Genomic DNA, 19,592 nt, shown 5'->3' with positions numbered 1-19,592 from the left:
GCAACTCATGGGTGAAAGTCGATACTAATTATTAGTCAGCTAACCATGACCTTCGTCCAGAGGCAAGACTCATGCCTGTACCTTTTTGTTAATTGCAATACACCCTTGTTCAGCCTGCAAGAATTCAGACCTCGAACTCTGATTGCAGAGCGGCCCGCACACAATAAAGCACCCCCTCGGGCACACGGCCGCTGAACAGCGGGGCAATCTGCGCGACCGGTGGCAACTCACCCTCGCCGTCCAGGAACGCGTCCTGAATCTCGCCCAGCAAGTCTTCGGGCAGGTCCAGCGCCTGCTCGATCGACAATTGCTGCTGGCCGATGGCTTCGGCCAGCAGCGAATAGACGTTTTTCTCGCTGCACTGCAATTGGCCAGCGATCTGCGCAGGCGTCATGCCGGCGCGGGCCAGGCTGATCAATTCGTGACGGATATCGACCACCACCTTGGGCGCCTCGGCCTGGCCACCCAGCACCTCCAGGAACGCCTCGCCGTAACGCTCCAGCTTGCGCGCCCCCACGCCACTGACCCGGGCCATCTCGGCCATGCTGGTGGGTTGGCTGCGCAGCATTTCGAGCAACGTGGAGTCGGGAAAAATCACATAAGGCGGCACCGCATGCTCTTCGGCCAGCTTGCGCCGCAGGGCGCGCAGGGCTTCCCACTGCTCGCGCTCCTCGCCACGCACCAATTGGCTGGCGGGGCTACCGGAACTGCTGCTGGCGGCTTTTTGCGGTTTGAGCTCCTTGCGCAGCTCCAGGGTCACTTCACCGCGCAGCAACGGCCGGCAGCTGTCGCTCAGGCGCAGGCCGCCGTAGCCTTCAAGGTCAACGTCGGCCAGGCCCCGGGCAACCAGTTGGCGGAACAGGCTGCGCCATTCGTGCTCGCTGCGCGCCTTGCCCACGCCCCACACCGCGAGCTTTTCGTGGCCGAAGCTGCGGATCTTTTCGTTGTCCTTGCCCAGCAGCACGTCCACCAGGTGGCCGACACCGTAGCGCTGGCCAGTGCGGAAGATCGCCGACAAGGCCTGGCGTGCCGGCTCCGTGGCGTCCCAGGTTTGCACGCCGTCGACACAGTTGTCGCAATGGCCGCATGGGTTGGGCATGTCTTCGTCGAAGTAGCCCAGCAGCGACTGGCGCCGGCAGCGGATCTCTTCGCACAGCGACAGCATGGCATCGAGTTTGTGCTGTTCGACACGCTTGTGGCGCTCGTCACCCTCGGAGTTCTGCAGCATCTGCTTGAGCATCACCACGTCTTGCAGGCCGTAGGCCATCCAGGCGTCCGCCGGCAAGCCGTCACGGCCGGCCCGGCCGGTTTCCTGGTAGTACGCCTCAAGGGACTTGGGCAAGTCCAGGTGGGCGACAAAGCGCACGTTGGGCTTGTCGATGCCCATGCCGAAGGCGATGGTGGCGACCATGATCAGGCCCTCCTCGTTGAGGAAGCGCTTCTGGTTGGCCGCGCGGGTATCGGACGGCAAGCCTGCGTGGTACGGCAGCGCCGGGTAGCCTTGTTCACACAGGAAGGCGGCCACCTCGTCGACCTTTTTACGCGACAGGCAGTAAACGATACCGGCATTGCCGCGCCGCTCGGAGAGGAACACCTGCAACTGCTTGCGCGGTTGTTCCTTGGGCACGATGCGGTAAAAAATGTTCGGCCGGTCGAAGCTGGACAGGAAACGCTCGGCGTTCTGCAAGTGCAGGCGCTCGACGATTTCTTCGCGGGTGCGCTTGTCGGCCGTGGCGGTCAGGGCGATGCGTGGCACGTCCGGGAACTGTTCGGCCAACTGCCCCAGTTGCAAGTATTCGGGGCGGAAGTCATGGCCCCATTGCGACACGCAGTGCGCTTCGTCGATGGCGAACAGGGCGATTTTAAGGCCGCGCAAAAAGTCCAGCATGCGCGGCTGCACCAGGCGCTCGGGGGCCAGGTACAGCATCTTCACCTCGCCACGACGAATGCGTGCGGCCAGGTCGCGCTGCTGCTCGGCGTTCAAGGTGGAGTTCAACGCCGCCGCAGCCACGCCCAGTTCATCGAGGGTGGCGACCTGGTCGTCCATCAGTGCGATCAGCGGCGATACCACCACCGCCAGGCCTTCGCGCAACAGCCCGGGCACCTGGAAACACAGCGACTTGCCGCCGCCGGTCGGCATCAGCACCAGGGCGTCGCCGCCGTTGGCCACGCGCTCGATAATGGCACCCTGGCGACCGCGAAAGCTGTCATAGCCGAAGATGTCTTTAAGGACGCGCTGTGCCTGTTCGAGCATAAAAACTCCAAAAATCGCGGAACACTCCAGGCCTTGCAGGCTGGACGAAAATCTCGTTCATATCACGTGCAAATACGTAAGGGGCCATTGCTGCCCCGCCGTGTAACGGCGTGAAACGATGAAAGCTGGGCAGTATACCCGACCGCTCAAGCCCTCAGGGCGCCGTCGATAAGCCCATGTTTTACGTCGCGGGTGGCGCGCAGGCCTCAACAAGGCCTAGAATTCACTATCGATATTCTTCAAGGTAGCTTTTTAATGTCCTTCGCTGAGCAATTAACCCGCCTGCAAGCCTTCCTCGACGCCGACGAGCTGCATGACGAGGCGCTGGACTATGTCGCCGCCCACGGCTATCTGACCGCCTTGGCGATCTGCTCCGAAGTGGTCCCGGACCGCGAATGGATCGACGCGCTGTTCGCCGAAGAGCCGCATTACACCGATGACGCCCAGCGCGCCGAGATCGAAGCCACGCTGATCAAACTCAAGGAACACGTGGGCCGTCAGCTGGCCAGCGAAGAAGAGTTCGAGCTGCCGTGCGACCTGGACCTGGGCGACGACCCGGACGATTCCGAGCTGCGCGGCTGGTGCATCGGTTTCATGGAAGGCGTGTTCATGCGCGAAGCGGCGTGGTTTGAAACCGCTGAAGACGAAGTGAGCGAGATGCTGCTGCCGATCATGGTGGGGTCCGGCCTGTTCGACGATCAACCGGAGTTTTCCGACATCGCCGCCGATGCCAACCTGATGGACGACATGATCGTACAAATCCCCGAGGCGCTGACTGCGCTGTTCCTGCTGTGCAATGCCCCGGACGAGAAGCCGGCGATCCTCAAGCCTCGCCATCACTGATAGCGGTGCGCCCTTCGCGGATAAATCCGCTCCTACAGGGAGCGGATTCTTCCGCGAAGCAAATCCCACCACCCTGTAGGAGCGGATTCATCCGCGAAGCAGGCAACTCGGTTACATCAAGAACAACGTCGCCAACCCCAGGAAAATAAAGAACCCGCCACTGTCGGTCACCGCCGTGATCATCACGCTGGAGCCCATGGCCGGGTCGCGGCCCAGTTTGGCCAGCGCCATCGGAATGGTCACCCCCATCAGCGCCGCCAGCAACAGGTTGAGCGTCATCGCCGCCGTCATCACCAGCCCCAGTGACCAGCTGCCGTACAGCAGGTAGGCGACCACGCCAATCACCCCGCCCCAGATAATGCCGTTGATCAACGACACCGCCAGCTCCTTGCGCAGCAAGCGCGAGGTATTGCCCGTGCTCACCTGGTCCAGCGCCATGGCGCGCACGATCATGGTGATAGTCTGGTTGCCCGAGTTGCCGCCAATCCCTGCAACGATGGGCATCAACGCGGCCAAGGCCACCAGCTTTTCAATGGAGCCTTCAAACAGGCCGATGACCCGCGAGGCGATGAACGCCGTGATCAAATTGACTGCCAGCCACGACCAACGGTTGCGCAGCGAGCGCCACACCGAGGCGAAGATGTCTTCCTCTTCGCGCAAGCCAGCCATGTTGAGGACTTCGGTTTCGCTTTCTTCACGAATCAGGTCGACCATCTCGTCGATGGTCAGGCGGCCGATCAGCCGCGAATTCTTGTCGACCACCGGGGCCGAGATCAGGTCGTAACGCTCGAAAGCCTGCGCAGCGTCGTAGGCGTCTTCATCGGGGTGGAACGACACCGGGTCGTTGGCCATGACTTCGCCAACCTGCTTGTCCGGGTCATTGACCAGCAAACGCTTGATCGGCAGCACGCCCTTGAGGATGCCGTCGGTGTCCACCACGAACAGTTTGTCGGTGTGGCCTGGCAACTCCTTGAGGCGGCGCAGGTAACGCAACACCACTTCCAGGCTGACGTCTTCGCGGATGGTGACCATCTCGAAGTCCATCAACGCACCGACCTGCTCCTCGTCGTAGCTCAGGGCCGAACGCACGCGTTCGCGCTGCTGGGCGTCGAGGGTCTCCATCAGCTCGTGAACGACGTCACGGGGCAGCTCGGGGGCCAGGTCGGCCAGTTCATCGGCGTCCATCTCCTTGGCCGCGGCCAGGAGCTCGTGATCGTCCATGTCGGCGATCAGGGTTTCACGCACCGAGTCGGACACTTCGAGCAGGATGTCGCCGTCGCGTTCGACCTTGACCAACTGCCAGACGGTCAGGCGGTCTTCCAGGGGCAAGGCTTCGAGTATGTAGGCAACGTCGGCGGAGTGCAGGTCATCGAGCTTGCGTTGCAGCTCTACCAGGTTTTGCCGGTGTACAAGGTTTTCCACGCGGTCATGGTGCTGACCTTCCTGACGGTGGGTCAGGTCTTCGACGACACGCTGACGCTGCAGCAGCTCGACCACTTGGGCCAGGCGGTCCTGCAGGCTGTCTTGCGGCTTTCTTACTTCGATTTCAGTCATAGGCGAACTCCATCCCCAGCAGCGGAGCACGCCTGGGGATCAATCAGTCGATTCTTGATTGGTGACACAAATTATTGAGTAACTACTGGGTAAGTCCATGGAAATGTTCCAAAGCCCCGGCGGGGCTGACGGGCGCAATCATACACCGCTTGTAACGGGGTGCGGCTAAAAAAACTGGCTAGAACAAGTGGTTGCGACCGTTTTCTCATATGGGATGAGACGACAAGCCTTGAAGGAAAAACACACGTTTCGGGATGTGTCGGTGCCCGCCGAAAAAACGCGGACAAAAAAAAGCCCGAATCTTTCGATTCGGGCTTTTCGGTGTATGGTGCACTCGACAGGATTCGAACCTGTGACCGCTCGGTTCGTAGCCGAGTACTCTATCCAGCTGAGCTACGAGTGCACGATGGTATTTTAGTACAGCACCAGGTTACCACTGGCTTGAAGCAGAAACCTCTTTCGTTACCGAAACAGACTTCTTAAATGGTGCACTCGACAGGATTCGAACCTGTGACCGCTCGGTTCGTAGCCGAGTACTCTATCCAGCTGAGCTACGAGTGCATTTGTTGCCGCGCATTATAGGTCGTTAATTTCTTTTGTAAAGCACTTTTTCTAGTAATTTCAAACACTTACCGAAGAAGCCAGAATCTAACGCACTAAACAAATAATGGCGGAGAACGGGGGATTCGAACCCCCGACACCCTTTTGAGGTGTACTCCCTTAGCAGGGGAGCGCCTTCGGCCACTCGGCCAGCTCTCCGCAACACGGGGCGTATAATAACCATCCTTTTCCCCGTTTGCAAACCTAAAATTCAATAAAAATTAATGACTTGGTTCTTCGTCCTTCTCTTTCTTGATTCTCAGGTAAATTTCCTCACGGTGAACGGCTACCTCCTTGGGGGCGTTGACACCGATCCGCACTTGATTTCCTTTGACGCCGAGCACGGTCACGGTGATTTCGCCATCGCCAATGATAAGGCTCTCTGCGCACCGACGAGTCAGAATCAGCATACCTTTCTCCTCACGCAATACAGTTCAGGGACACACAGTCTGCAAAAAAGGGCTTGGGCCTACAGCCAGTTGGCCATAGCCCTACGCCTAAGTATTGACCAGCGCGCGCAAAACACGCGCACCGCTCAAAAAAACAAAAGGCGCGGACTAGCCGCGCCTTTTGGAAAACGTGTTACTCGCCCTGTCGGGCCGCGTCCAGCTCGAAAGCGGTGTGCAGTGCACGCACGGCCAGCTCCAGGTACTTCTCTTCAATGACCACCGACACCTTGATCTCGGAGGTGGAGATCATCTGGATATTGATGCTCTCCTTGGCCAAGGCCTCGAACATCCGGCTGGCCACACCTGCGTGCGAACGCATGCCAACGCCTACGATCGACACCTTGGCGATCTTGGTGTCGCCGATCACCTGGCGCGCGCCGATTTCGCTGGCGGTGTTCTCCAGCACCTGCAGGGCCGCCTGGTAGTCGTTGCGGTGCACGGTGAAGGTGAAGTCGGTGGTGTTATCGTGCGAGACATTCTGCACGATCATGTCGACTTCGATGTTGGCCGCGCTGATCGGGCCCAGGATCTTGAAGGCCACGCCCGGGGTGTCTGGCACGCCACGGATGGTCAGCTTGGCTTCATCGCGGTTGAAGGCGATGCCGGAAATGATCGGCTGTTCCATGGATTCCTCTTCATCGATAGTAATGAGGGTGCCCGGACCCTCCTGGAAGCTGTGCAACACGCGCAGCGGGACGTTGTACTTGCCGGCGAACTCGACGGCACGGATCTGCAACACCTTGGACCCGAGGCTGGCCATTTCCAGCATCTCTTCGAAGGTGATCTTGTCCAGGCGCTGGGCGCTGGAAACGACGCGCGGGTCGGTGGTGTAGACACCGTCGACGTCGGTGTAGATCTGGCACTCATCAGCCTTCAGCGCGGCCGCCAGGGCCACGCCAGTGGTGTCCGAGCCGCCACGACCCAGGGTGGTGATATTGCCGTGCTCGTCCACGCCTTGGAAACCGGCCACGACAACCACACGCCCGGCCTTCAGATCGCCACGAATCTTCTGATCGTCGATCTGCAGGATGCGCGCTTTATTGTGCGCGCTGTCGGTGAGGATGCGAACCTGGTTACCGGTGTAGGAAACGGCCGGGATACCGCGCTTGATCAGCGCCATGGCGAGCAAGGCGATGGTGACCTGCTCCCCGGTGGACACGATCACGTCCAGTTCTCGTGGAACCGGCTGATCACTGATTTGCTTGGCCAGTTCGATGAGGCGATTGGTTTCGCCGCTCATCGCAGAGAGTACAACCACCAGGTCGTCACCGGCTTCGCGGAATTTTTTAACCTTCTCGGCCACCTGCTCGATGCGCTCGACGGAGCCGACGGAGGTGCCTCCGAATTTCTGTACGATCAAAGCCATTTCAATGCCGCCTCAGCCCGTGAAGGGCGCCCATTAAACATTCATGCTACGTAAAGCACCTGGCGCCGCTACTAGACAACGGCCCCAGGGACGGCTCAGGCCAGGGTCACAGACCCTGTTCGACGAATGGCACGGTCAGCGCCAGCGCGGCATCCAGTGCGCCGGCATCGATGCCGCCACCCTGGGCCATGTCTGGACGGCCACCGCCCTTGCCACCGACTGCCGCAGCAGCCTGTTTCATCAGATCGCCAGCTTTAAGCTTGGCGGTCAGATCCTTGGTTACGCCGGCAACCAGCACAACCTTGTCTTCGTGAACACCGCCGAGCAGGATAACGCCCTGGCCCAGTTTGTTCTTCAACTGATCGACCAGCGCGAGCAATGCCTTGCCGTCCTGGCCATCCAGGCGGGTAGCCAGCACCTTGACGCCTTTGACGTCCACGGCGGCGGCCGACAGGTCGTCACCGGCAGCGCTGGCGGCCTTGGCCTGCAGTTGCTCCAGCTGTTTTTCCAGGGTGCGGTTGCGCTCAAGCACCGCCGACAGCTTGTCGATCAGGTTGTCGCGGCTGCCCTTGACCAGTTGCGCGGCTTCCTTGAGCTGCTCTTCAGCGGCATTCAGGTAAGCCAGGGCATTGGCGCCGGTGACTGCTTCGATACGGCGCACGCCGGAGGCCACGCCACCTTCGCTGGTGATTTTCAGCAGGCCGATGTCGCCGGTACGCTTGGCGTGGATACCGCCGCACAGCTCGACGGAGAAATCGCCGCCCATGGTCAGCACGCGCACGGTGTCGCCGTATTTCTCGCCGAACAGCGCCATGGCGCCCTTCTCACGCGCCTGGTCGATCGGCATTTCTTCGGTCTGCACCGGGGTGTTCTTGCGAATCTCGGCGTTGACGATGTCTTCCAGCGCCTTGATCTGCTCAGGCTTGATCGACTCGAAGTGGCTGAAGTCAAAGCGCAGGCGCTGGCTGTCTACCAACGAGCCTTTTTGCTGGACGTGATCGCCCAATACCTGGCGCAGGGCAGCGTGTAGCAAGTGCGTGGCCGAGTGGTTCAACGAGGTGGCCTGCTGCAGGCTTTCGTCGACCACGGCGCTGACGTCGGCGCCGACCTTGAGGTTGCTCAGCACTACCACGCCGTGGTGCAGGAACGCGCCGCCGGTCTTGGTGGTGTCGCGTACGTCAAAGCGCGTACCGCCAGCCAGCAGGTAGCCACGGTCACCGACCTGGCCGCCGGACTCGCCGTAGAACGGCGTGCGATCGAGGATCACCACGCCCTCCTCGCCTTCTTTCAACTCTTGTACCGCGGCGCCGTCTTTATAGAGGGCCACCACTTTGCCGTTGCCGTGGGTGCTGTCGTAGCCGGTGAACACCGTGGCCACGTCGACCTTGATCAGGCTGTTGTAGTCCAGGCCGAACGAGCTTGCCGAACGGGCGCGCTCGCGCTGGGCCTGCATTTCACGCTCGAAGCCGGCTTCGTCCAGGGTCAGGTTACGCTCACGGGCGATATCGCCGGTCAGGTCCATCGGGAAGCCGTAGGTGTCATACAGCTTGAACACCACGTCGCCCGGCACCACGGTGCCCTTCAACTCGGCCAGGTCGCCTTCGAGAATTTTCAGGCCCTGCTCCAGGGTCTTGGCGAACTGCTCTTCTTCAGCCTTCAGCACGCGCTCGATATGAGCCTGCTGGGCCTTGAGTTCCGGGAAGGCTTCGCCCATCTCGCCGACCAGTGCGGCGACGATCTGATAGAAGAAGCTGCCCTTGGCGCCCAGCTTGTTACCGTGGCGGCAGGCGCGACGGATGATGCGGCGCAGCACGTAGCCACGGCCTTCGTTGGACGGCAGTACGCCGTCGGCAATCAAAAAGCCGCACGAACGGATGTGGTCGGCCACCACTTTCAGCGAAGCCTGGGCTTCGTTGGCGCAACCGATGGCCTTGGCCGAAGCGGCCAGCAGGCTTTGGAACAGGTCGATCTCGTAGTTGGAGTTCACGTGTTGCAACACGGCACTCACGCGCTCCAGGCCCATGCCGGTATCCACCGATGGCGCTGGCAGCGGGTGCAGCACGCCATCGGCGGTGCGGTTGAACTGCATGAACACGTTGTTCCAGATCTCGATGTAACGGTCGCCGTCTTCCTCTGGCGAGCCGGGTGGGCCGCCCCAGATGTCGGCGCCGTGGTCGTAGAAGATCTCGGTGCAAGGGCCGCACGGGCCGGTATCGCCCATCGTCCAGAAGTTGTCGGACGCATACGGGGCGCCCTTGTTGTCGCCGATGCGCACCATGCGCTCGGCCGGCACGCCGATTTCCTTGGTCCAGATGTCGTACGCTTCGTCGTCGCTGGCGTACACGGTGACCCAGAGTTTTTCCTTGGGCAGGTTCAGCCACTGCTCGGAGGTCAGGAAGGTCCAGGCGTAGGTGATCGCGTCACGCTTGAAATAGTCACCGAAGCTGAAGTTGCCGAGCATTTCGAAAAAAGTATGGTGACGGGCGGTGTAGCCGACGTTTTCCAGGTCGTTGTGCTTGCCACCGGCACGCACGCATTTCTGGCTGCTGACCGCACGGGTGTAGGCACGCTTTTCCTGGCCCAGGAAGCAATCTTTGAACTGGTTCATGCCCGCGTTGGTAAACAGCAGGGTCGGGTCGTTGCCCGGGATCAAGGAGCTGGAGGCGACACGGGTGTGGCCTTGCTCTTCGAAGAAGCGAAGGAAGGCTTCACGGATTTCTGCGCTTTTCATAGGTTCTTCCACGGAGACTGCGGCCAGAGGCAAGTGCATAACGTCAATTGACGTAGCGACGGCAAAGGGCCGCATTATATCGGCCCTTGCGCCTCGGTACAGTGTGTTTATACGTTCTGGGCCGTCTATTGGACGGCCAGTCGGTCATTTACGGGCGAAATCGGCGAATAAGGCGATGACTGCGTCGATTTGCGCGGTGTCTACATTCAAATGGGTGACCATGCGCAAGCGTGCAGCCGCACTCAGGGCGATGCCTCGCTCGGCGGCCAGGGCCTTCAGGGCCTCGGCACGCTCGCCCAAGTGCACGTACACCATGTTGGTTTGCACCGGCTCCACCTCATAGCCCAATGCAAGCAGGCCTTCGCCCAAGCGGGCGGCGTTTGCATGGTCCTGGGCCAGGCGATCCACCTGATGATCCAATGCATACAGCCCGGCCGCCGCCAACACACCGGCCTGGCGCATGCCGCCACCCACCATCTTGCGCAGGCGGCGAGCCTTGCCGATCAGCTCGGTGGAACCGCACAGTACCGAACCCACTGGCGCGCCCAGGCCTTTGGATAGGCACACCGACACCGAGTCGAAATGCCCGGCGATCACACGGGCGTCAACCCCCAGTTTAACCGCCGCGTTATACAGCCGCGCACCGTCCAAGTGCAGGGCCAAGCCGTGTTCACGGGTCAGCCGACGAGCGGCTGCCAAGTAGTCGAGCGCCAGCACCTTGCCTTGCATGGTGTTTTCCAGGGCTAGCAGACGGGTGCGGGCGAAGTGAAAATCATCGGGCTTGATCGCTGCAACCACCTCGGCCAGGTCCAGCGAACCATCGGCCTTCACGGTCAAGGGTTGCGGCTGGATCGAACCGAGTACCGCCGCGCCGCCGCCTTCGTACTTATAAGTGTGGGCTTGCTGGCCAACGATGTATTCATCGCCGCGTTCGCAATGGGCCATCAACCCCAGCAGGTTGCTCATGGTGCCGGTGGGCACGAATAGCCCGGCAGCAAAACCTAGCCGCGCGGCAAGCTCTGCCTCCAGGCGGTTGACGGTCGGGTCTTCGCCGTACACGTCATCGCCCAATGGCGCCTGGGTCATGGCGTCAAGCATGCCGGCGGTGGGCAGGGTGACAGTGTCGCTTCGAAGGTCGATGGCGGGCATGAAGGCTCCTCGGGGTAGGGTCGCACGATGGCTACAGGTGGCGATTTTCCATGTGCCACCGCTTATTACTGAGGCCTTGCGTGTTGATAATCAAGAACAAATGGATGAATACAGCTTCACCTACGACTAAATCGTTAGTTGCCAAACGATGCACTTATTCAAAATATGTGATAAAAAATCCCCGCCGCCACGCAAAGGCGGCAACGTTCTCAGGGCGGGGTGCGATTCCCCACCGGCGGTAATGGCGCGCAATGCGTCTAGCCCGCGAGCGCTTGGCAGGCCAACAGCCTGGCAAGGTCAGCAGACCCGGTGTGATCCCGGGGCCGACGGTCATAGTCCGGATGAAGAGAGAACGGGATTGGCACCGAAGGGCCGCAGGCGCACGCCGCGTACCCTGGAATCCCATTCGATCCAACTGCCCTGTTTTTTTATTAAACAGGAGTCAACGTAAATGCAACCCACTGCAATCGATAGCAAAAGCCACCCGAACGAGCGCATCGCCTTTATCCAGGCCTGCTGGCACAAGGATATTGTCGATCAGGCCAAAAAGGGCTTCCTCGAAGAAATCGTCAAGCTTGGCTATCAGGAAAGCGATGTCGACGTGTACGAAGTCGGCGGCGCCTTTGAGATCCCCCTGCACGCCAAGCTGCTGGCCAAGACCGGCCGCTATGCCGGTATCGTCGGTGCGGCCCTGGTGGTGGATGGCGGGATCTACCGCCACGACTTCGTCGCAGGCACGGTGGTCAACGCACTGATGCAAGTGCAGCTGGAAACCGAAGTGCCGGTGTTCTCGGTGTCGCTGACGCCGCACAACTTCCATGGCGAAGAGCATCACCACTATTTCTTCAACCACTTCCTGCACAAAGGCCAGGAAGCGGCGCGTACCTGTGCCGATACCCTGCAAAAGGTGCGTGCGCTGCGCCGGTTGCAGCCACAGCACAAAGTCGCGGTCTGATCGATTGCGTTGAATGCATCGCGGATAAATTCGCTCCTACCGGTGTAGGAGCGGATTTATCCGCGAAAAGGACCACCCGCTCTTAAACCAACTGCGCCCCATCACTGGGCACAACCAGTATCCCCGCCCGCAGCCCATTCTTCACCTTGGGGTTCGGGAAAATAATCCGCGCCCCCTCCTCCTCTACCACCCAGCGGGTACCGGCCAAATCATCGGCCAGCAAATAGCCCTTGGGCAGCTCAGAAAAATTCTCGATATCGGCCGGCAAATGCAGGCGGAAGGCATCGCTGTGCTTGATGATTTCCCGCGCCACGCTGAATAGCTGCATGCCATTGAGCGATTGCGCCTCATGGGCCGGCTCCTCGCCCGCGATCAATTGCTTGAGGCGGGTTTCCAGGCGTTCCAGGTTCACCAGCTGGTTTTGCCCGAAAGGCCGCGCCTTGCCCAGTTCCAGGGTAAAGGCCTCGGCATCGAGCGTTTCATAGGTGAAGGCGGTGAAGGTGATCGACGCCTTGCTTTGCAGCAGCACCGCGTCCATGCCGGCGGCACTCAGGCGGGCCAGTTCGCTGCGCGAGTGGGCGCGGCCTTCCTTCCAGGGGTACAGGGCAAACTGCTCGATGCGCGAACCGCGAATCGCCGTGTGCAGGTCATAGTGCAGGCGGGTGCGGTCGGGCACGCTGAAAAAGGTCTTGGCCAGGCGTTCCAGCTCGCAGGCGCGCATGGCTTCGAAGCCGCTGGACATCTCGTGCCGGCCATTGAACAGGCGGTTGACGTCCTGCTCCAGGTACCGCTCGCCGCGACGAATCGCTTCGGGGTTGCCGAACAGGAACAAAATACGGGCGCGGGGCTTGAGATCACCCCGGGCGATGTCATGCAAAAGGGTATCGAGCAACTCGATCGGCGCTGTCTCGTTACCATGGATGCCCGCGGACAGCAGCAGGTCCATGCCGTTATCGCGAGCCTCGGGCGGGCGGACCTCCAGGGCCCCCTCGCCCAACCAGCGCATTCGCACGCCTTCGACGGTCAGCTGAGTTTTCTCTGCGGGCTCACGGCCGGCGAGGGTCAATTCAAGCAGCTTGCCGAGGGCGAGCATAGGCGTCAGTCCTTAGTGTTGGTGGCCACAATCCGGGCCATGGACATGATCGTCCTCCTCGCCAGCGTCGGCGGGTTCCATTTCCAGTTGCAGGCTGACCAGGTTGGTGGCCAGGGGGCGCAACAGCAGGTTGGCGTATTCGGCGTCGTCTTCTTCGACGTCGACACCGATCAGCAACTGGCCGCGGCCGTCTTGCTGGATCCATACCTCTTTGCCTTGCCAGATCACCGCAAGGCGGGTGCAGGAGGTTTCCAGCTGGGTGCCGTCGGTGTCTTCAAGAATCAGCCGCAGGGCGTCGGTCATAGGGGAAATCTCTTCAAGGTTGGAGTTGGAATGGATAAACCGCGCCCAGTTTAAGGATTTGCGTCAGTTCATCCAATGCCGTCCGGCATTCCACCAGCAATTTAGGGTCGGCCAGGTCGCTTTCGCTGAGGCGATCGCGGTAGTGCTTGTCGACCCAGACCGTCAGCGTGTCATACAGCGACGGCGTCATGATCACCCCCGGGTTGACCGCGGCCAGCTCGGTTTCATTCAACGCCACGCGCAGGCGCAGGCACGCCGGGCCGCCGCCGTTCTGCATGCTCTGCTTGAGGTCGAACACCTTGACCTCGGCAACCGGCCCGCCCTGGGCGGTCAATTGCTGCAGGTACTGCCAGACGCGCTCATTGGCGCGGCACTCCTCGGGCACGATCAATAGCATCGAGCCATCGGCGCGGCTCAACAGCTGGCTGTTGAACAGGTAGGAACGCACTGCGTCCTCCACCGCGACCTGGGCGCGCGGCACGCACACCGATTGGAAATTGCCGCCACGTTTTGCCAGTTTAGCCTGCAGTTCGCCAAGCATCGCCTCGGTATCGAGGAAGGCGTCTTCGTGATGGAACAACAGCTCGCCATTGCCCACCGCGATCACGTCGTTATGGAACACGCCCTGGTCGATCACCGCCGGGTTCTGCTGTGCGTAGACCACGCCGTCATCACTCAGCCCGTGCAAGCGCGCAACGGCCTGGGACGCTTCCAGGGTCTGGCGCGCGGGGTATTTTTGCGGCGCTGGGTAGCGCGTGTCGAAGGCGCTGCGGCCAAACACGAAGAACTCGACCCCGGCCTCGCCATAGCGGCGGCAGAAGCGCGTGTGGTTGGCCGCACCTTCGTCACCGAACTGACCAACGGCCGGCAACGCGGCGTGATGGGCGAAGTGCTGGTCATTGGCGAACATGGCCCCCAGCACGCGGCTGGTGGTGGGGTGTTCGATGCTGCGGTGGTATTTGCAATTGAGGTTGGCGGCGGTGAAGTGCACGCGACCATCAGCCGTGTCGGCACTGGGGCTGACCGTGGCGGCGTTGGCCACCCACATGCTCGATGCCGAGCAACTGGCAACCAGCAGCGGCATCGCCTCGCGGGCCGCGCGCTCGATCACCTGGGCATCGCTACCGGCAAAGCCCAACTTGCGCAGGGCGGCGACGTCCGGGCGCTCCTGGGGGGCCAACACGCCTTGCTGGAAACCCATGTCCATCAGCGCTTTCATCTTGGCCAGGCCTTGGCGCGCCGCTTCCCGCGGGTTGGAGCCCTGCTGGCTGTTGCTCTGCGAGGCCACGTTGCCGTAGGACAAACCACCATAGTTATGGGTCGGCCCTACCAGACCATCAAAATTCACTTCATAGGCTTTCATCGGCAAGGCTCCATGGATCTGATTTTTATAGGCAACGTCACAGCGTGATACCGGGGCTCAGGGTGGCGGGCAAGGTCACCTGCGGGGCTTCCAGCGAGGCCACCGGGTAGGCGCAGTAGTCGGCGGCGTAATAAGCACTGGCGCGGTGGTTGCCCGAGGCGCCGACGCCGCCGAAGGGTGCACTGCTGGCCGCACCCGTCAGTTGCTTGTTCCAGTTGACGATGCCGGCCCGGCTTTGCAGCCAGAACTGCTGGTAGCGCGCTTCGGAGTCCGACAGCAGGCCGGCGGCCAGGCCGTAGGCGGTGTTGTTGGCCTCGGCGATGGCCGCGTCGAAATCGCGGTAGCGCAGCACTTGCAGCAACGGCCCGAACAGCTCCTCATCAGGGCGATCGGCCACGTCGGTCACGTCCAGAATGCCGGCGGTCAGCAAGGCGGCGCCAGGCTGTGGCTGGGTCATGGCCAACAGGCTGGTCGCGCCCTTGGCCAGCAGTTGTTGCTGGGCCTCAAGCAAAGCCTGTGCGGCCTGCAACGACACCACCGAGCCCATGAAGGGCGCAGGCTGTTGGTCGAATGCGCCCACCGTCAGGCTGGCGGACACTTGAACCAGGCGCTTGAGCAACGCGTCGCCCCACGCGCCCTGCGGCACCAGCAGGCGACGGGCACAGGTGCAACGCTGGCCGGCGGAAATGAACGCCGACTGGATGATGGTGTACACCGCAGCCTCCAGGTCTTGGACCTGATCGACCACCAGCGGGTTGTTACCGCCCATTTCCAGGGCCAGGATCTTGTCTGGGCGCCCGGCGAACTGGCTGTGCAGCAAGTTGCCGGTGCGGCTGGAGCCGGTGAAGAACAACCCGTCAATACCCGCGTGGCCAGCCAGGGCTACGCCGGTTTCGCGGGCGCCTTGCAACAGGTTCAGCACGCCAGCCGGCAGCCCGGCTTCGATCCAGCACTTGACCGTCAGCTCGGCAACCTTGGGCGTCAGTTCGCTGGGCTTGAACAGCACCGCGTTACCGGCCAGCAGCGCCGGCACGATGTGCCCGTTGGGCAGGTGACCGGGGAAGTTGTAGGGGCCGAACACCGCGACCACGCCATGGGGCTTGTGCCGCAACACGGCAGTGGCATCAGCCAGCGGGCCACTTTTCTCGCCCGTGCGCTCGCGGTAGCTTTGCACCGAGATCGCCACCTTGTTGACCATGCTGGTGACCTCGGTGGCCGCTTCCCACAGGGGCTTGCCGGTTTCTTCACCAATGCACCGGGCCAACTCGTCGGCATGGCTTTTCAGGCTGGCGGCGAAGGCTTCCAGTACCCCGATGCGCTCTGCAAGCGAGCGCTTGGCCCACGCCGGGAACGCCTGGCGTGCGGCCTGCACGGCCTGGTCGACCTGCTGCGCCGTAGCGCCGCGGCCTTGCCAGATGACCGCCTGGCTGACCGGGTTCAAGGAATCGAACGCCTCACCGGCACCCGCCTGCCACTGACCATTGATGTACACAGTGCTCATCATTTGCCCTCCCGGGCAGACATCGGTACGGCGCGGACCTGATCGCCAGCGCTCAGGCGCAGGCGCTTGGCGGTCAACGGGTCAACCACCAAGGTGCCGGCCGCCAGGCGCGCCGGCGCTGCGGTCACGCGACAGTCCTCGCGTTTGCGGTTGTGAATGAGGTACGGCGTGGCGTCGTCGCCCGGCGTGCCGATGGCCAGCACCAGCGCCTGACTGTCGTGCACGGCGCGGATCTTGTTGGTCGGGCATTCCACCGACGGGCCGGCGTCGAAGATGTCGACGTAGCCTTGATAGATGAAGCCCTCGCTCTTGAGCATGCTCAGGGCAGGCTCGGTGTCGGTGTGCACGCGGCCGATCACGTCACGTGCCGGTTGCGACAGAAAGCAGGTATACAGCGGGAACTTGGGCATCAGCTCGGCGATAAAGGCTTTGTTGCCCACGCCGGTCAGGTAGTCGGCCTGGCTGAACTCCATCTTGAAGAAGTGCCGGCCCAGGCTTTCCCAGAACGGCGAGCGGCCATTTTCATCGGACATGCCACGCATCTCGGCAATGATCTTGTTGCCGAACAATTGCGGGAACTCGGCAATGAACAGCAAGCGCGCCTTGGCCAGCAACCGGCCATTGAGGCCCGTGCGGTAGTCGCCATGCAGGAACAGCGAGCACAACTCCGAGTTGCCGGTCAGGTCGTTGGCCAGGAAAAGCGTCGGGATCTCCCGATAAATGTTCAGCTCCTGGGAAGCGCTGACCGTCAGCCCCACGCGGTAGTTGTACCAGGGCTCACGCAAGCCCACCGCGCCTGCGATGGCGGAGATGCCGACCACCCGGCCGTCATCGTCTTCCAGCACAAACAAGTAGTCCGCGTCGCCCCGCTCGGCCTCGCCGCGAAAGGTCTTCTCGGCCCAGCCTACGCGGTGCGACAGGCGCTCCTCGTTGGCCGGCAAGGTGGTCAGGCCGGCGCCGGTGCTGCGCGCAAGCTCGATCAGCGCGGGTAAATCGCTGCTGCGTACGGGACGAACGATCATGCTTTCTCCTTGCGCAGGCCTGTTTGCAGGCCCGCTAAACTCGACCTGTGCTTAAACCGCGACCAGGCGCACGCTGGCGCCCTCGCCCACACCCAATGCCTCGGCTGCCGCAAGGCTCAGGCTGACCGGCTTGCCGGGTACCCAGTCCAGTTCCAGCAGCACCGCGCGGTAATCCTGCAACTGCGCGTTGGCCACCAGGTACTGGCGCCCGCCCTTGTTGCTGACGTCTTCGATTTTTACCGGCACCACGCGGCTCTGGGCGATCGAGCGGATGCCCGAAACCCTGGCGTGCAGGGTGGGCCCGCCGTCGAAGATGTCGATGTAGTGATCGGTTTCGAAGCCTTCGCGCATCAGGATGTCGAAGGTGATCTGCGCCCGCGGGTGCACCTGGCCCATGGCTTCCTGGGCGGCATCGGGCAGCAGCGGCACGTAGATCGGGTAATGCGGCATCAGCTCGGCCAGGAACGTGCGACTTTTAAGCCCGCACAGGCGCTCGGCCTCGGCATAGTTGAGGTCGAAGAAGTTGCGCCCGATGGCGTCCCAGAACGGCGAGTCGCCCTGCTCGTCGCTGTAGCCGACGATCTCGGTCACCACCGAATCGGCAAAGCGCTCCGGATGGTTGGCAACGAACAGCAGGCGGCCACGGGAGTTGAGCTCCGACCAAGCGCTGCCGACCAGGTCCGGCACCACGTAAAAGCTGGTCAGCAGGCTGTTGCCGGTCAGGTCATGACACTGCGACAACACGTGGATCTTGTTATGGATCTTCAGCTCGCGCGAAGCGTGCACGAAGGTCTCATTACGGAAACTGTAGAACGGCTCGGAATACCCGGCCGAGGCAACGATGGCCGAACAACCGACCAGGCGACCGGTGTCGCTGTCCTCGAGCACGAAGAAATAGCTTTCCTCGCCATTGAAGCTGACTTCGGCGGCAAACGACGCCTCGGAGGCGGCGATCTTGTCGCTGAGGCGGTCGACATCGTCCGGCAAGGACGTGACACCAATCGGGCTGTCCGCGGCCAGGCGCTGTACTTCACCCAGGTCAGCCATTTGCGCGGGGCGCATCACCAGCATGGTGTCACTCCTTGAATAATACCGGTCAAAAGTGGCGAACCCGCAGCGCAGGCCCGCCCGAATGCCTGAAATCAGGCTTGAGTCAGGGACGCCACCGCTTTCTCGAAGCGGTTAAGCCCCTCATCGATGTCTGCGTCTTCGACTACCAGGCTTGGCGCGAAACGCACCACGTCGGGGCCAGCCTGCAGAATCATCAGGTCATGCTTTTCGGCGGCGTTGAAAAAGTCCTTGGCCTTGCCCTTCCAGGCATCGCTCAACACGCAACCAATCAACAGGCCCATGCCGCGTACTTCGGTGAATACGCCGTAGCGCTCGCCGATCTGCTCCAGGCGGGCCTTGAAGCGTTCGTGCTTGGCTTTGACGCCGCCCAGCACCTGCGGGGTGTTGATCACGTCGATCACCGCTTCCGCTACCGCGCACGCCAGCGGGTTGCCGCCGTACGTGGTGCCGTGGGTACCAACGGCCAGGTGCTTGGCCAGGGCTTCGGTGGTCAGCATGGCGCCGATCGGGAAGCCGCCGCCCAGGCTCTTGGCGCTGGAGAGGATGTCTGGGGTGACGCCGTAGTGCATGTAGGCGAACAGCTCGCCGCTGCGGCCCATGCCGCTTTGCACTTCATCGAACACCAGCAGCGCGTTGAACTGGTCGCACAGCGCGCGGGCGCCCTCAAGGTAAGCCTGGTCGGCTGGCAGCACGCCGCCCTCACCCTGGATAGGCTCCAGCACCACGGCGCAGGTCTTGTCCGAAACGGCGGCTTTCAATGCGTCCAGGTCGTTGTACGGAACATGGGTGATGCCGGTGATCTTGGGGCCGAAGCCGTCGGAATACTTGGGCTGGCCGCCCACGCTCACGGTAAACAAGGTGCGGCCGTGGAAGCTGTTGGTGGCGGCGATGATTTCGTATTTGTCTTCACCGAAACGATCGAATGCCACGCGGCGGGCCAGCTTGAACGCGGCCTCGTTGGCTTCGGCGCCGGAGTTACAGAAGAACACGCGCTCGGCAAAGGTGGCGTCGACCAGCTTGTGCGCCAGGCGCAGGGCCGGCTCGTTGGTGAACACGTTGGAGACATGCCATAGCTTGTTGGCCTGTTCGGTCAGCGCGCCAACCAGCGCCGGGTGGGCGTGGCCCAAGGTGTTGACGGCAATGCCACCGGAGAAATCGACCAGTTCGCGACCGGCCTGGTCCCAGACTCGGGAGCCTTCGCCGCGCACGGGAATGAAAGCGGCCGGGGCATAGTTGGGGACCATTACCTGGTCGAAATCGGCGCGTTGCACCTGGGCATGCTCAACGGACATCGGAGTCTCCTGATGAGGGCCGCCTGCCGGATAATGGCAAGCGATG

The 19,592-nt window shown here is 61.9% G+C and carries 15 protein-coding genes, 3 tRNA genes and 1 riboswitch; of the genes, 2 read left to right on the top strand and 16 right to left on the bottom strand.

The window, feature by feature from the left end; genetic code table 11:
- Positions 1-124: 124 nt before the first annotated feature.
- On the bottom strand, positions 125-2,254 hold the full coding sequence (gene recQ / locus L9B60_RS18470) for a DNA helicase RecQ (protein WP_249672182.1): 2,130 nt from the start codon (positions 2,252-2,254) through the stop codon (positions 125-127).
- A 255-nt stretch (positions 2,255-2,509) separates the two neighbouring features.
- Between recQ and L9B60_RS18465 the strand changes: the two genes are divergently transcribed.
- Entirely contained in the window at positions 2,510-3,097 is a 588-nt protein-coding gene (locus L9B60_RS18465) for a UPF0149 family protein (protein WP_249672181.1), read from the top strand.
- A gap of 111 nt (positions 3,098-3,208) precedes the next feature.
- Here L9B60_RS18465 and mgtE read toward each other — a convergent pair whose 3' ends face one another.
- From mgtE to ltaE, 8 genes are all read right to left on the bottom strand, one after another.
- The gene (mgtE, locus tag L9B60_RS18460) at positions 3,209-4,651 is read right to left on the bottom strand and encodes a magnesium transporter (RefSeq protein ID WP_249672180.1); all 1,443 of its coding nucleotides are present in this window, start codon (positions 4,649-4,651) and stop codon (positions 3,209-3,211) included.
- Positions 4,652-4,977: 326 nt separating this feature from the next.
- Positions 4,978-5,054: transfer RNA gene (locus tag L9B60_RS18455), tRNA-Arg, on the bottom strand.
- A gap of 81 nt (positions 5,055-5,135) precedes the next feature.
- Positions 5,136-5,212 (bottom strand) — tRNA-Arg (locus tag L9B60_RS18450).
- Between the two features lie 107 nt (positions 5,213-5,319).
- Positions 5,320-5,410, bottom strand: a tRNA-Ser gene (locus L9B60_RS18445).
- Positions 5,411-5,472: 62 nt separating this feature from the next.
- Complete coding sequence (csrA, locus tag L9B60_RS18440) at positions 5,473-5,661, bottom strand: carbon storage regulator CsrA (RefSeq protein WP_002554426.1); 189 nt, start codon at positions 5,659-5,661, stop codon at positions 5,473-5,475.
- A gap of 172 nt (positions 5,662-5,833) precedes the next feature.
- Positions 5,834-7,066: an aspartate kinase gene (locus L9B60_RS18435; RefSeq protein WP_249672179.1), complete on the bottom strand. Its 1,233-nt coding sequence runs from the start codon at positions 7,064-7,066 to the stop codon at positions 5,834-5,836.
- A gap of 106 nt (positions 7,067-7,172) precedes the next feature.
- Positions 7,173-9,797, bottom strand: a complete 2,625-nt coding sequence (gene alaS / locus L9B60_RS18430; RefSeq protein WP_249672178.1) for an alanine--tRNA ligase — start codon at positions 9,795-9,797, stop codon at positions 7,173-7,175.
- Positions 9,798-9,941: 144 nt separating this feature from the next.
- Positions 9,942-10,946 carry a low-specificity L-threonine aldolase gene (gene ltaE, locus L9B60_RS18425; protein ID WP_249672177.1) on the bottom strand — a complete coding sequence of 335 codons (1,005 nt, stop codon included), beginning with the start codon at positions 10,944-10,946 and terminating at the stop codon, positions 9,942-9,944.
- A 201-nt stretch (positions 10,947-11,147) separates the two neighbouring features.
- A riboswitch (FMN riboswitch) is annotated at positions 11,148-11,304 on the top strand.
- Positions 11,305-11,397: 93 nt separating this feature from the next.
- On the opposite strand from ltaE, the gene L9B60_RS18420 reads away from it, so the two are divergent.
- Complete coding sequence (locus L9B60_RS18420; RefSeq protein ID WP_249672176.1) at positions 11,398-11,901, top strand: 6,7-dimethyl-8-ribityllumazine synthase; 504 nt, start codon at positions 11,398-11,400, stop codon at positions 11,899-11,901.
- An 82-nt stretch (positions 11,902-11,983) separates the two neighbouring features.
- Here L9B60_RS18420 and astE read toward each other — a convergent pair whose 3' ends face one another.
- From astE to L9B60_RS18385, 7 genes are all read right to left on the bottom strand, one after another.
- Entirely contained in the window at positions 11,984-12,994 is a 1,011-nt protein-coding gene (gene astE / locus L9B60_RS18415; RefSeq protein WP_249672175.1) for a succinylglutamate desuccinylase, read from the bottom strand.
- 12 nt (positions 12,995-13,006) lie between these two features.
- Positions 13,007-13,297 carry a topoisomerase II gene (locus L9B60_RS18410; RefSeq protein ID WP_249672174.1) on the bottom strand — a complete coding sequence of 97 codons (291 nt, stop codon included), beginning with the start codon at positions 13,295-13,297 and terminating at the stop codon, positions 13,007-13,009.
- 13 nt (positions 13,298-13,310) lie between these two features.
- The gene (gene astB, locus L9B60_RS18405; protein ID WP_249672173.1) at positions 13,311-14,660 is read right to left on the bottom strand and encodes an N-succinylarginine dihydrolase; all 1,350 of its coding nucleotides are present in this window, start codon (positions 14,658-14,660) and stop codon (positions 13,311-13,313) included.
- 37 nt (positions 14,661-14,697) lie between these two features.
- On the bottom strand, positions 14,698-16,164 hold the full coding sequence (astD, locus tag L9B60_RS18400; protein ID WP_249672172.1) for a succinylglutamate-semialdehyde dehydrogenase: 1,467 nt from the start codon (positions 16,162-16,164) through the stop codon (positions 14,698-14,700).
- Entirely contained in the window at positions 16,161-17,183 is a 1,023-nt protein-coding gene (astA, locus tag L9B60_RS18395) for an arginine N-succinyltransferase (RefSeq protein ID WP_249672171.1), read from the bottom strand. The genes astD and astA overlap by 4 nt, the downstream gene beginning before the upstream one ends.
- A 51-nt stretch (positions 17,184-17,234) precedes the next feature.
- On the bottom strand, positions 17,235-18,254 hold the full coding sequence (aruF, locus tag L9B60_RS18390) for an arginine/ornithine succinyltransferase subunit alpha (RefSeq protein ID WP_249672170.1): 1,020 nt from the start codon (positions 18,252-18,254) through the stop codon (positions 17,235-17,237).
- Positions 18,255-18,325: 71 nt separating this feature from the next.
- Complete coding sequence (locus L9B60_RS18385) at positions 18,326-19,546, bottom strand: aspartate aminotransferase family protein (protein ID WP_249672169.1); 1,221 nt, start codon at positions 19,544-19,546, stop codon at positions 18,326-18,328.
- Positions 19,547-19,592 lie beyond the last annotated feature (46 nt).

Source organism: Pseudomonas abieticivorans (assembly GCF_023509015.1).
In the GTDB taxonomy this organism is placed as follows: domain Bacteria; phylum Pseudomonadota; class Gammaproteobacteria; order Pseudomonadales; family Pseudomonadaceae; genus Aquipseudomonas; species Aquipseudomonas abieticivorans.
Note: the sequence above shows the minus strand (reverse complement) of the source record. Positions and strands in the feature narration are given on the sequence as shown.

Bases quoted from the DNA above. Each gene is read 5' to 3' on its own strand.
- astD (WP_249672172.1), bottom strand. From the start codon at position 16,164: ATGATGAGCACTGTGTACATCAATGGTCAGTGGCAGGCGGGTGCCGGT.
- L9B60_RS18420 (WP_249672176.1), top strand. From the start codon at position 11,398: ATGCAACCCACTGCAATCGATAGCAAAAGCCACCCGAACGAGCGCATC.
- L9B60_RS18465 (WP_249672181.1), top strand. From the start codon at position 2,510: ATGTCCTTCGCTGAGCAATTAACCCGCCTGCAAGCCTTCCTCGACGCC.
- astA (WP_249672171.1), bottom strand. From the start codon at position 17,183: ATGATCGTTCGTCCCGTACGCAGCAGCGATTTACCCGCGCTGATCGAG.
- L9B60_RS18435 (WP_249672179.1), bottom strand. From the start codon at position 7,066: ATGGCTTTGATCGTACAGAAATTCGGAGGCACCTCCGTCGGCTCCGTC.
- L9B60_RS18385 (WP_249672169.1), bottom strand. From the start codon at position 19,546: ATGTCCGTTGAGCATGCCCAGGTGCAACGCGCCGATTTCGACCAGGTA.
- csrA (WP_002554426.1), bottom strand. From the start codon at position 5,661: ATGCTGATTCTGACTCGTCGGTGCGCAGAGAGCCTTATCATTGGCGAT.
- L9B60_RS18410 (WP_249672174.1), bottom strand. From the start codon at position 13,297: ATGACCGACGCCCTGCGGCTGATTCTTGAAGACACCGACGGCACCCAG.
- recQ (WP_249672182.1), bottom strand. From the start codon at position 2,254: ATGCTCGAACAGGCACAGCGCGTCCTTAAAGACATCTTCGGCTATGAC.
- astE (WP_249672175.1), bottom strand. From the start codon at position 12,994: ATGCTCGCCCTCGGCAAGCTGCTTGAATTGACCCTCGCCGGCCGTGAG.
- astB (WP_249672173.1), bottom strand. From the start codon at position 14,660: ATGAAAGCCTATGAAGTGAATTTTGATGGTCTGGTAGGGCCGACCCAT.
- mgtE (WP_249672180.1), bottom strand. From the start codon at position 4,651: ATGACTGAAATCGAAGTAAGAAAGCCGCAAGACAGCCTGCAGGACCGC.
- alaS (WP_249672178.1), bottom strand. From the start codon at position 9,797: ATGAAAAGCGCAGAAATCCGTGAAGCCTTCCTTCGCTTCTTCGAAGAG.
- aruF (WP_249672170.1), bottom strand. From the start codon at position 18,254: ATGCTGGTGATGCGCCCCGCGCAAATGGCTGACCTGGGTGAAGTACAG.
- ltaE (WP_249672177.1), bottom strand. From the start codon at position 10,946: ATGCCCGCCATCGACCTTCGAAGCGACACTGTCACCCTGCCCACCGCC.